The 12,228-nt window shown below is 71.1% G+C and carries 9 protein-coding genes; 5 read left to right on the top strand and 4 right to left on the bottom strand.

Translation table 11 applies throughout. From position 1 onward, the window contains the following. Positions 1-89: 89 nt before the first annotated feature. The 3 genes from QQM72_RS34020 to QQM72_RS34010 all read left to right on the top strand — a co-directional run bounded on the left by QQM72_RS34020 (position 90) and on the right by QQM72_RS34010 (position 5,735). Positions 90-1,973 carry a serine/threonine-protein kinase gene (locus tag QQM72_RS34020; protein ID WP_314224689.1) on the top strand — a complete coding sequence of 628 codons (1,884 nt, stop codon included), beginning with the start codon at positions 90-92 and terminating at the stop codon, positions 1,971-1,973. Positions 1,974-2,095: 122 nt separating this feature from the next. Continuing rightward, positions 2,096-3,739, top strand: a complete 1,644-nt coding sequence (locus tag QQM72_RS34015; RefSeq protein ID WP_314224688.1) for a succinic semialdehyde dehydrogenase — start codon at positions 2,096-2,098, stop codon at positions 3,737-3,739. Positions 3,740-3,956: 217 nt separating this feature from the next. After that, positions 3,957-5,735 carry a GMC family oxidoreductase gene (locus QQM72_RS34010; RefSeq protein ID WP_314224687.1) on the top strand — a complete coding sequence of 593 codons (1,779 nt, stop codon included), beginning with the start codon at positions 3,957-3,959 and terminating at the stop codon, positions 5,733-5,735. A gap of 76 nt (positions 5,736-5,811) precedes the next feature. Here the strand turns inward: QQM72_RS34010 and QQM72_RS34005 are convergent, their stop codons facing one another. Next, positions 5,812-6,843, bottom strand: coding sequence for an LPXTG cell wall anchor domain-containing protein (locus QQM72_RS34005; RefSeq protein WP_314224686.1), 1,032 nt, complete (start codon positions 6,841-6,843; stop codon positions 5,812-5,814). An 815-nt stretch (positions 6,844-7,658) separates the two neighbouring features. Continuing rightward, a complete protein-coding gene (locus QQM72_RS34000; RefSeq protein WP_314224685.1) occupies positions 7,659-7,940 on the bottom strand; it encodes a chorismate mutase in 282 nt (93 codons plus the stop codon). 342 nt (positions 7,941-8,282) lie between these two features. On the opposite strand from QQM72_RS34000, the gene guaA reads away from it, so the two are divergent. Then, on the top strand, positions 8,283-9,863 hold the full coding sequence (gene guaA, locus QQM72_RS33995) for a glutamine-hydrolyzing GMP synthase (protein ID WP_314224684.1): 1,581 nt from the start codon (positions 8,283-8,285) through the stop codon (positions 9,861-9,863). A gap of 57 nt (positions 9,864-9,920) precedes the next feature. On the opposite strand, the gene QQM72_RS33990 is transcribed toward guaA, so the two are convergent. After that, positions 9,921-10,394 (bottom strand): pyridoxamine 5'-phosphate oxidase family protein, encoded by a 474-nt coding sequence (locus tag QQM72_RS33990; RefSeq protein WP_314224683.1) that lies wholly within the window; start codon positions 10,392-10,394, stop codon positions 9,921-9,923. Between the two features lie 121 nt (positions 10,395-10,515). Next, entirely contained in the window at positions 10,516-11,142 is a 627-nt protein-coding gene (locus QQM72_RS33985) for a hypothetical protein (protein ID WP_314224682.1), read from the bottom strand. 109 nt (positions 11,143-11,251) lie between these two features. On the opposite strand from QQM72_RS33985, the gene QQM72_RS33980 reads away from it, so the two are divergent. Beyond that, complete coding sequence (locus QQM72_RS33980) at positions 11,252-12,046, top strand: class II aldolase/adducin family protein (protein WP_020132127.1); 795 nt, start codon at positions 11,252-11,254, stop codon at positions 12,044-12,046. The last annotated feature ends 182 nt before the right edge of the window (positions 12,047-12,228 follow it).

The raw sequence follows: 12,228 nt of genomic DNA, 5'->3' as shown, positions 1-12,228 counted from the left end.
GGCGGGTGCGGTGGAGGTGCGACGGCTGGAAACGGGGCGGTTCGCCGTGGGCGGGTGAGGGCGCCGGGGATCGTGGTAGTCATGGAGACATGAGCAACGACGGGGACCCCGGCGGCGCCGGAAGCCGGACGGTGGGCGGGCGCTACCGGCTGCTGGAACGTATCGGCTCCGGCGGTATGGGCACCGTCTGGCGGGCTCGTGACGAACTCATGGAACGCGAGGTCGCAGTCAAGCAGCCCCGGCTGCCGGGGGATCCGGGGGACGAGTTCCACCGCCGGGCCGCCCGCCGCCTTCACCGCGAGGCCAGGGCCGCCGCCCGGGTCGACCACCCCTCCGCCGTCGCCATCCACGACGTCGTGGTCGAGGAGGGCCCGGGTGCCGACGCGGAGGGCGGACTCCCCTGGATCGTCATGGAGTTGGTCCGCGGCGAGTCCCTGCACGAGGTACTGAAGCGCGGCCCCCTCGACCCGGCCGAGGCCGCCCGGATCGGCCTCGACGTCCTCGGCGCCCTGCGTGCCGCGCACGCCGTCGGTATCGTCCACCGGGACGTGAAACCCGCCAACGTCCTGCTCGGCCCTCCCCCACTCCCGACTTCGCTCGAGCGGGGACACCCCCATGGCCGGGTCGTCCTCACCGACTTCGGCATCGCCCACATCCAGGGCGAGGAATCCCTCACCGTCAGTGGCGAGTTCGTCGGCTCGCTGGAGTTCGTCGCGCCCGAGCGGATGGCCGGACGGGGCGGCGGTCCCGCCTCCGACCTCTGGTCCTTGGGCGTCCTGCTGTACGCGGCCGTCGAGGGCTGGTCCCCGTTCCGCCGTACGACCGTGGAGTCCACGCTCGCCGCGGTCATCGCCGCGGACCCGCCGGAGCCGAAACAGGCGGGCCCGCTCGGCCCGCTCGTCGTACGGCTCCTGGTGCGCGACCCGGTACAGCGGCCCGACCCGGCGGAGGTCGCCGAGATCCTCGCCGCGGTCGCGCAGGGCCGACCGGTCCCCGCCGGGGAGACCGGGGAGACCGGGGAGCACAGGACGGGGCGGTCGGAGGAGGGGGCCGAGGGGGAGAAGGCGGAGGAGAGGACCGAGGGGGAGAGGACCGAGGGGGAGAAGGCGGAGGGTGCCGAGCCTCAGGACCCGCGGGCCTTACGGGAGTTCGGTGAGGACGCGGGAACGGTGCGCGTGGGGGCGGCACGGCCCGACCCGGCGCGACCGAGCGCGGAGCCCGCGGCGAACGACCGCCCCGGACCACAGCCCCACCCCGCCTCGGCCACCGAGCCGGGATTGGCCGGTGCGGGCCGCCTCCGGCGGCCGCTGACGCGAAGCTCGCCGGCGCTGGCGCTGGCCGTGCTCGTCGGGCTGCTCGCCGGCGGGACCTGGTGGGGGAGCGCCTGGCTCGGCGGAGCCGACAGCGGGGCGGCCGAGCGGCCGGTGACCTACGCCGCTCCGACGCCGACGCCGACGCAACCGTCCGCCTCTGCCTCGTCCTCCGCCTCGGTCTCCGCCTCCGTCCCCGCCGTCGCGGGGGCGCGGTGGGTTGCTCACCGCGAGGCCGGGCTGGCCGCCGTCCTCTCCCTCCCGAGCCGGTACCGGCAGTCGGCCCGGCAGGCCGACGCGGATCGGCAGCCGCGCCTGGTGGTCTACTCGGCGGGCGCGGTCGACGTACGCCTCACCCTCTGGGACAAGGCGCCCGCCGCCCCGATGGCCAGGGCCGCCCAGGCGCACGAGACCTGGAACGGCTACGCCCCGGACGCGCGCACGCAGACCACCCGCACCAGCTTCCACGGCGACCAGGCCGCCCTCGCCGACACCACCTACGGGCTGGACGACACCCCGACCCGTGTCATGGAGCTGTTCGTCCTCACCGCCGACGCCCGCATGTACGAGCTGCGCGTCGACATGCCCAAGGGCACGCCGGAGGAGAAGCAGGGCACGGCGGTGTTCAAGGAGGCGCGTGACCGCCTGGAGATCGGCAAATGACCGGGCATGACGTCCTGATCAGCAGGTTTGTTGCCAGTGAACGCTGGCGTCATGTGTGCGGTCGGTGAAACCGTATTACCGGCGGGTACCCAAAGTCTTCCCCACGTCATACCCTGCGCCTCATGACGGACTCGCAGGCCCCGGAAAAGACCGGCACCGAGATCAGTGGGACGACCACGACCGGTACCAACCCCCTCGCCCCCGCCCCCACCGGCGTCCGTACCGCCGCGGACGTGGTCACGCCGGAGCTGGTCGCCCAGCTCACCAAGGGGGTGACCGGCTCCGGCCGTACCGCCAACCACACGCCGTTCACCGGCGGGAAGCTGGCCGACCTGCCCGAGTCCACGCCGGACGACGTACTCAAGGCCTTCGAGGCGGCCCGCAAGGCGCAGGCGGTCTGGGAGCGGACGCCCGTGCGGGAACGCGCCGCCGTCCTGCTCCGCTTCCACGACCTGGTGCTGGAGCGCCAGGCCGAGGTGCTCGACCTCATCCAACTGGAGACCGGCAAGGCCCGGCTGCACGCCCACGAGGAGGTGCAGGCGGTGGTCGTCGCCGCCCGGCACTACGGCCGCAAGGCCCCCGCCTACCTCCGCCCCAAGCGGCACGCGGGCGCCATGCCGACGCTGACGAAGGTGACCGAACTGCGCCACCCGCGCGGTGTCGTGGGCCAGATCGCCCCCTGGAACTACCCGCTGGAGCTGTCGGTCGGCGACGCCCTGCCGGCGTTCGTCGCGGGCAACGCGGTCGTGATGAAGCCGGACACCGAGACCTGCCTGACCGCGCTCTGGGCCCGTGACCTGCTCGTCGAGGCGGGTCTGCCCGCCGAGGTCTTCCAGGTCGTCCTCGGAGAGGGTCCGGTCGTCGGCCCGGAGATAGTCCGGCACGCCGACTACGTCTCGTTCACCGGCTCCACCCGTACCGGCCGCGAGGTCGCCCAGGGCGCCGCCGCCCGTCTCGTCGGCGTCTCCCTCGAACTCGGCGGCAAGAACGCGATGCTGGTCCTCGAGGACGCCGACATCGAGAAGGCCGCGGCCGGCGCCGTCCGCGCCTGCTTCTCCTCCGCGGGCCAGCTCTGCATCTCCATCGAGCGGCTGTACGTCCACGAGTCGATAGCGGACGCCTTCGTCGAGCGCTTCGCCGCCCGCACCAAGGCCATGCGCCTGGGCACCTCACTGGCCTACGGCGCCGACATGGGCTCCCTGGTGGGCGAGCGCCAGCTGGAGACGGTGACCCGGCACGTGGAGGAAGCCGTCGCCAAGGGCGCCAAGGTCGTCGCCGGCGGGGTCGCCCGCCCGGACATCGGCCCGTACTTCTTCGAGCCGACGATCCTCGACGGAGTGACGGAACCCATGTCCGTCTGCTCCGAGGAGACCTTCGGCCCGGTCGTCTCGATCTACCGCTTCAAGACCGACGACGAGGCCGTCGAGCAGGCCAACTCCACGCCGTACGGGCTGAACTCGTCGGTCTGGACGAAGGACGGCCGCCGCGGCCGTGACGTCGCCTCCCGCCTGCGCACCGGCACGGTGAACGTCAACGAGGGCTACGCCCCCGCCTACGGCAGCGTCCAGTCCCCGATGGGCGGCATGAAGGACTCCGGTCTCGGCCGCCGCCACGGCTCCGAGGGCATCCTCAAGTACACCGAGGCCCAGACGGTGGCCCAGCAGCGGCTCCTCCCGATGGCTCCGGCACTGGGCATGAACGACGAGAAGTACGCGGAGTTCATGAGCCGGAGTCTGAGGCTGATGAAGGCGTTCCGCTTCCGCTAGGGCGCTTCTTTCGGATCAGCCCGGGTCCGCGGCGCCCGGCACGGCACCTCGCGGCGTTGTCGCACGACCCGCGTACACCCGGTACGCGGATCATGCTCCGCCTTGCGATGCACCGCACCGGACACCGCGGCCTGATCCGACCCGATCCAAAAGAAACGCCCCAGGCCGCCCGCGCCGGCGCGCACCCCATCACACCCGTTCTCAAAGAGGAGAGCACGTGTCCCAGGACACCTACGACTACGACGTCCTCGTCGTCGGATCAGGCTTCGGCGGCTCGGTGACCGCCCTGCGCCTGACGGAGAAGGGCTACCGGGTCGGCGTCCTGGAGGCGGGCCGCCGTTTCACCCGGGAGTCGCTGCCCAGGAACTCCTGGGATCTGAAGAACTACCTCTGGGCCCCCAGGCTCGGCATGTACGGCATCCAGCGCATCCATCTGCTGGGCAACGTCATGGTGCTGGCCGGCGCGGGCGTGGGCGGCGGCTCCCTCAACTACGCCAACACCCTCTACGTGCCGCCGAAGCCCTTCTTCGACGACCCCCAGTGGCGCGACATCACCGACTGGCAGGAGGAGCTGAAGCCGTACTACGACCAGGCGCGGCGCATGCTAGGCGTACGGCTCAACCCGACGACGACCCCCTCCGACGTGCATCTGAAGGCGGCCGCGGAGCGGATGGGCGTCGGCGACACCTTCCACATGGCGCCCGTCGGCGTGTTCTTCGGCGACGGCGAGGACGCCGACGGGACGGCGAAGGCCGAGCCGGGGGAGCAGGTCGCCGACCCCTACTTCGGGGGCGTCGGCCCGGCCCGCAAGGCCTGCACCGAGTGCGGCGAGTGCATGACCGGCTGCCGGCACGGCGCGAAGAACACCCTGAACGAGAACTACCTCCACCTCGCCGAGAGGGCGGGCGCGGTCGTGCACCCGTTGACGACGGTCGTCTCGGTCACGGACGACTCGCAGGGCGGCTACGCGGTCGCCACCCTCCCCACCGACGACCGCCGCAAGGCGAAGGGCCGGGTCTTCAAGGCCCGCCGCGTGGTGCTCGCCGCGGGTACCTACGGCACCCAGACGCTGCTGCACCGTATGAAGTCCAACGGCCAACTCCCTTACCTCTCAGAGCGGTTGGGTGAGCTGACCCGCACCAACTCGGAGGCGCTGGTCGGTGCGCAGACCGACGACCGCCGCTACCGCAAGGCGACCGGCGCGGCGAAGGTGGACTTCACCCGCGGAGTCGCCATCACCTCCTCCGTCCACCCGGACGACAGCACCCACATCGAGCCGGTCCGCTACGGCAAGGGCTCCAACTCGATGGGCGGCCTGTCGATCCTGCAAGTGCCCTACGCGGAGGGTTCGTCGAGGGTCGCCGGCTGGCTCGCCAACGCGGCCCGCCACCCGCTCCTCGTCCTGCGCTCGCTCTCCAACCGCCGCTGGTCGGAGCGGACCATCATCGGCCTGGTGATGCAGTCCCTGGACAACTCTCTGACGACGTACCTGAAGCCGACGGGTGTGGGCCGCGGCCTGCTGACGGCACGCCAGGGACACGGCGCCCCCAACCCCAAGCAGATCAGGGCCGCTTCCGAGGCCGCCTCCGCGATCGCCGCCGACATCAACGGCTTCGCCGGCTCCAACGTGGGCGAGCTGATGGGCACCCCGCTCACCGCGCACTTCCTCGGCGGCTGCCCGATCGGCGACTCGCGTGACACGGGCGTCATCGACCCGTACCACCGCCTCTACGGCCACCCCGGCATCTCGGTCGTCGACGGCGCCGCGGTCTCGGCGAACCTGGGCGTGAACCCGTCGCTCACCATCACCGCCCAGGCCGAGCGCGCGATGTCGTACTGGCCGAACAAGGGCGAGACGGACCCGCGTCCGACGCAGGGCGCGGCCTACGAGCGGCTGAAGCCGGTGGAGCCGGTCAGCCCGGCGGTACCGGCGGAGGCGTTCGGCGCGCTGCGCCTGCCGTTCCTGGGAATCCCGGCCGTCCCGCCCAAGCAGTAGCGGATCCTCCCGGACAAAGGCGAAGGGACCTGCGCCCCCCTCCGAGCGCAGGTCCCTTCGCTGGTCTGTACGCGCGTTACGCGTGCGTGCCCGCCTTGCGGCGACGGGCCGCGAACACCGCACCGGCGCCGGCCACCACGGCGACCCCGCCGACCAGTCCGATCATCGGCAGCGCGGAGTTCGAACCGGTCGAGGCGAGGCTGCCGCTGATCGGCTTGGCGCTGCCCTGGGGCTTGGCGCCGTCGGTGGGCTTGTCACCGTTCGGCTTGGCGTCGTCGACACCGTCCGCGTCGCCGCCGGCGGCGAGTATCTCGACGTCGTAGTAGTCACCGTTGATGTGGCAGTCGGACTCGTCGCCCACGTACAGGGCGTCGCTCATCGCCAGCGAGGAGCCCGCCGGGGCCGACGCCGCAACCTTCACGCGGAGGTCGAGAGACGCGGAGGAGTCCTTCTCCAGTTCGTCGAGCTGGGCGAGGAAGGAACCCGTGACGTTGACCGTCTTGCCGTTCTCGTCCTCGTAGGAGTCCTGGTAGGCGTTGGTCCACTTACCGTCTTCCTTGACCTGGATGATCGCGAGCCCGTCAGCCAGCCAGGCGTCCGTGTCGTCGGCGTAGTCCAGGAACATGGTCATGTACACGTTCTTGAAGTCGACGTCGGAGTTGTTCCCGACCTCGTACGTGAAGCCGTGCCAGCCGGAACCGGCGACGATCTTGCTGGGCAGACCCTTGATCTCGGCCGTGAGGTTCTCGTCCAGGTCGAAGGTCTTGCAGTCCGTGGTCGGGTCGAACCCGTCCTCGCTCTCGCTCGCCGACGGGCTCGCGAAGGCCTTGCCCGAGCCGGACGCGGACGGCGACGAGTTGCCGGACGGGGAACCGGAGGCGCTGCCGCTCTGCGATCCGGACGCCGACGGGGACGAGGTGTCGGACTCCGAGGCCGAGGCGGACGGGCTCGAGTCGCTCGAACCGGACGGCGAGGCGGAGGTGCCGTCGGACGCGCTCGCGGACGGCGAGCCGCTCTCCTCCGCGAAGGCGGCGGGCGCGGACAGCAGGGCGAGCGGCGCGATGACGGCCGTCGCGGCCACGGTGACGAGCGTGCGGCGAAGCTTCATGAAGACCTCGGTCGATCCGGTGGGAGGCCTTCCGCATGGGGGTTGGGATGTGGCCTTTGGTTCGGTAGGTGTGACAGGCCAAAGCTGTGAACAGTTGTACTGGGCTCACAGGATCTTTATATGGCGCGCGTCACACCTGCCCGGCGAGGCCTTCCGCTCAGCCCTTCGTGCCACCGTCGGCGCCCGTGCCGCCGTTTCTTGTGGGGGCATCTTGTGGGGCGCCTGGAGGGGCACTCCGCGGGGCGCCTGGAGGGGCATTCTGCGGGGGCATGACGAAGGGCCCCGCGGGACGGATCCGCGAGGCCCTTCTCTATCGTCAGCACCGGCGTCAGGGCAGCGCCGGTGCCTGGGAGCGGCGCCGGGGGGTCGCGCCGCTGGCCTGGACCTGTGACAGTGCGGGCAACGCACCGAAGAGGGTTGCCCGGAGGGGGACTTGGGGCTGGTCGGGGCCTTCTACGCATCGTGCTGGATGAGCGCGGTGCCCGCAACCGTTTGACCCAGCCCTTGTGCATTTTTGCATTTTTCGCCGGTCGGCTCGGCCCCGGGCGTCCCCGAGGCCGGCCGTTTCTCTTGGGTGACCGGGCTGCTGTCCCCTGCCGTCCGGTCACTTGTCCGGAGCGAGGTCCCACGGCGCACGGCACGATCCGTACGCCTCATCGCTCCAGCGAGCCACGCGTGGTTATTCCGGGCCCGCCCCTGGCTGGAACGGACACCGGGACCAACGAAGCCGTCCGGGAGGCGGTCACGCGCCCGTACGGGTGAGAAGAGTGCTGACGGGGGTCGAACGCTGACGGGGGTCGAACCGACACCCGGCCTCAGACGCGGCCCCGGCACAGTTCGAGGAGCGTCATCGCCAGGGACGTGCCGGGCTTGCCGAGGGCGTCCCTGTAGTGGCCCAGGATCTCCATCTCGCGGGAGAGGTTCACGCGCCGGCCGCCGGAGGTGATCCGCGCATCCTGGATGACGGCGGAGACGGCCATCCGTTCCTGGATCAGGCCGATGATCCGGTCGTCGAGCGAGTCGATGCGCTCACGGGCGCCGGTGATCACGTCGGCGGCCTCGGAGGTACGGGCGCCGGTCAGGTCGATGGTGGTCATGGGGGCTCCTGTGGTGGATAAGGGTGCCCCGGAGCGGCAGGACCCGGGAGAAACGACAGGCGCCCCGGGCCTTGTCGGCCCGGGGCGCCTGGGAAGTCGCTCGTCAGTTGCTCAAGCAGCACGACCATGGCAGCCGGTGGGCCGGTTGCCATAGGTAAAGACGAAGGTCGGGTGCGTGAGCATGGGGTCAGTATGCAGGGTCGCCGGGTGAGGTCCAAGGCGGTTCGCGACGCGGTTCGCATCCTGAGACGCGGTGGTGGATCCGGTGCCGGGACCGGTCCCACGTCCACCTCGGTAGAATCGGGTTACACAGAGACCCCGCCCCACCGCCGGAAGGCCCCCGTGTCATCAGCGACTCCTACTGCCGCCGCCCCCGACACCGTCCTGGTCGTCGACTTCGGTGCGCAGTACGCCCAGCTCATCGCCCGTCGAGTCCGCGAGGCGCGGGTCTACAGCGAGATCGTGCCGAGCACCATGCCGGTCCAGGAGATGCTCGCCAAGAACCCGGCGGCGATCATCCTCTCCGGCGGCCCCTCGTCCGTGTACGAGGAGGGCGCCCCCCGCCTCGACCGCGAGATCTTCGAGGCCGGCGTTCCCGTCTTCGGCATGTGCTACGGCTTCCAGCTGATGGCGCAGACCCTCGGCGGCACGGTCGACAACACCGGCGCCCGGGAGTACGGCCGCACCGAGCTGCACGTCTCCCGCTCGTCCTCCACCCTCTTCGAGGGCACCCCGGCCGAGCAGGCCGTGTGGATGTCGCACGGCGACGCCTGCTCCGCCGCCCCCGAGGGCTTCAGCGTCAGCGCCTCCACGGACGTCGTCCCGGTCGCCGCCTTCGAGAACGACGAGAAGAAGCTGTACGGCGTCCAGTACCACCCCGAGGTCATGCACTCCACGCACGGCCAGCAGGTGCTGGAGCACTTCCTGTACCGCGGCGCCGGCCTCACCCCGGACTGGACCACCGGCAACGTCATCGACGAGCAGGTCGCGGCCATCCGTGAGCAGGTCGGCGACAAGCGCGCCATCTGCGGCCTCTCCGGCGGCGTGGACTCGGCGGTCGCCGCGGCCCTCGTCCAGAAGGCCATCGGCTCCCAGCTGACCTGCGTGTACGTCGACCACGGTCTGATGCGCAAGGGCGAGACCGAGCAGGTCGAGAAGGACTTCGTGGCCGCGACCGGCGTCCAGCTGAAGGTCGTGGACGCGGAGGAGCGCTTCCTCACCGCCCTCAAGGGCGTCTCGGACCCCGAGGAGAAGCGGAAGATCATCGGCCGCGAGTTCATCCGGGTCTTCGAGCAGGCCCAGGCGGAGATCATCGCGGACGCGGGTCCGGCGGTGGAGTTCCTGGTCCAGGGCACGCTGTACCCGGACGTCGTCGAGTCCGGCGGCGGCACCGGCACCGCGAACATCAAGTCCCACCACAACGTGGGCGGTCTGCCGGAGGACCTCGAGTTCCAGCTGATCGAGCCGCTGCGCAAGCTGTTCAAGGACGAGGTCCGCATGGTCGGCCAGGAGCTCGGCCTGCCGGAGGAGATCGTCCAGCGCCAGCCGTTCCCGGGCCCCGGCCTCGGTATCCGGATCGTCGGCGAGGTCACCAAGGACCGTCTGGACCTGCTCCGCGACGCGGACGCGATCGCCCGCGAGGAGCTGACGGCCGCCGGTCTCGACCGTGAGATCTGGCAGTGCCCGGTGGTTCTCCTCGCGGACGTCCGCAGCGTCGGCGTGCAGGGCGACGGCCGCACCTACGGCCACCCGATCGTCCTGCGCCCGGTCTCCTCCGAGGACGCGATGACCGCCGACTGGTCGCGACTCCCGTACGACGTCCTGGCGAAGATCTCCACCCGGATCACCAACGAGGTGCGTGACGTCAACCGGGTCGTCGTCGACGTGACCTCGAAGCCGCCGGGCACCATCGAGTGGGAGTAGGTCCTTCCGAGGCCCTCTGAGGCCCTCTGCCCTCTGGGTCCCTCCGAGGCCCTGAGATCAGGTCCGTTTGAGCGTGCGCACCGGCGCTCCGGGCTGCCAGACCTGGGCGACCAGATAGGTGTCGTCCTCGACGTAGGTCCGTACGACCTCCGTCAGCTCGGTGCGGAAGAGGTGGAACGGCTGCGGCGGTTCCACCTCTTCCACGTACGCCGCCCTCGCCTCCCCGTCCGCGACCTCGACCGCCCGACCCGCGATCCGTACGTCGCCCCCGCCCATCCCGGTGCCCTCGCCCGGGTTGGCCTGGAGACAGAAGCGTGCGTCACGGCGCAGGTCGAGGGCCTTGAGCGAGTCCGGCATCATGCCGAGCCACAGCTCACCGCCGAGGAAGCGGACCTCGATGCCGGTGGTGCGGGGGGAACCGTCCTTGCGGAGCGTCGCGAGAACGTGATGCGTGAAGGCTCCGAACCGCTCCTCGGTGATCTTCGCGAGTGCGGGTTCGGCTGCGGCGAAGGCCGCCCAGTTCGCTGTCATACGGCGAGTGTGGCCCCGATACCCGACATCCGCTGTCGGGTATGGCCGGGCTGTGGGGCGCAAGCGCCGCGGATCACCAGCCCTGCGGGTCAGAAACCCTGCGGGTCAGAAACCCTGCGGGTCAGAAACCCTGCGGCACCGGCCGTACGTACCGTTCCAGCCCCGCCGCGTCCCGCACCGGTGTGCAGCCGGCCGCCGTGAGCCGCTGCGCCAGCTTCGCGCGCCGGGTCGTGTTGACCTTGAGGGAGCCCAGCATGAACAGCGGCATCAGCACGGCCAGCGGAAGCAGGACGGCGTAGTTGCCGGTCAGTACCGCCATGAGCAGGAACAGCACCGCCGAGCCCCAGCCGATGGCCAGCAGCTGCTTGCGGTTGGCGGCCGCGCCGAGGGCGTCGTGGCGGATGAGCGCCGTGATCACGTCGACCTCCGGCTGCACCTCGGGGACCGGGGTGAGCGAGCCCAGGTACATGCCCGGCACCGGGCGGCCGGGGCCCGGGTCGGGGAAGGCCGCCGAGTTCGCCGCGGCCCGCTGCCGTGCCCAGGGGCTGGAGTCGCGCACCAGCTGGACGTGCATGATGCGGTGCTTGCCGACCAGGCGCACGCTCTCGTACCGGAATCCGTAGCACTCGGCGAGGTAGACCAGCGCGCCGAACGTCTCCAGTTCCGCGAAGGGATGGACCAGCTCGATGTCGTTGCGCGTCGCGATCTGACGCATGAGGGCGGTGATGTGGCGGTCGGTGAGACTCACGGTGTGCTCCGAAGGTGACGGAAATCGTCATCTTTACATAACGGCTCTGCCCTTTTGCACTGACCGACGGTAACTTCCGCGTCGTAAAGCAACCAGTGCTGGAGGACCGATGCACGGGCCCACGCCGCCTGCCCCCCTGCCCACCGACCGGCTTCAGTTCGCGATGCCGCCGATGCACGACTCCGTGGAGGACGAGCGCCGACACCGCAAGGAACGCCTGGCGGGCGCGGTGCGCATCTTCGGGCGGCTCGGCTTCGAGGACGGGGTCTCGGGGCACATCACCGCCCGCGACCCGGAGTTCGACGACTGCTTCTGGGTCAACCCGTTCGGGATGCCCTTCAAGCACGTCACCGTCGGCGACCTGGTGCTGGCCAACGCCGACGGACAGGTCGTCGAGGGCCGCTACCACGTCAACCAGGCCGCCTTCACCGTGCACGCCCAGGTGCACGCCGCCCGCCCGGACGTCGTCGCGGTCGCCCACTGCCACTCGGTGCACGGCCGTGCCCTCGCCGCGCTCGGCGAGCTGCTCGACCCCATCACCCAGGAGAGCTGCGCGTTCTACGAGGACCACGCCCTCTACGACGCCTACACCGGCGTGGCCGTCGACGCGGAGGAGGGACGGCGGATCGCGTCCGCGCTCGGCTCCCGCAAGGCTCTCGTACTGCGCAACCACGGGCTGCTGACGGTCGGCGACTCGGTGGACGCGGCCGCCTGGTGGTTCCTGTCGATGGAACGCTCCAGCCAGGTCCAGCTGACCGCGCGGGCGGCGGGCCGGCCCGTCCTGATCGACCACCGGGCGGCGGTCGCGACCCGGGAACAACTCGGCGGCGACCTCGTGGCGTGGATCAACTACCAGCCGCTGTGGCAGGACATCAGCCGGGGAGAGCCGGACCTGCTGAGCTGAGCCCCACCCCGACGGCCTTGTCCGCAGGCCGTGTTCGCAGGTCGCGTCCGCAGGTCGTGTCCGGAAGGCGCGTTCGGAAGCCGCGTCCGCAGGCCCGGTGCTGGATGGCCGCCTCGTGCTGGATGGGCCGCCGCGTGCTGGCTGGGCCGCCGCGTGCTGGATGGAGGCCGTGTGGCGGTGCG

The sequence above is a fragment of the Streptomyces zaehneri genome (genome assembly GCF_032248645.1).
GTDB lineage: Bacteria > Actinomycetota > Actinomycetes > Streptomycetales > Streptomycetaceae > Streptomyces > Streptomyces coriariae.
Note: the sequence above shows the minus strand (reverse complement) of the source record. Positions and strands in the feature narration are given on the sequence as shown.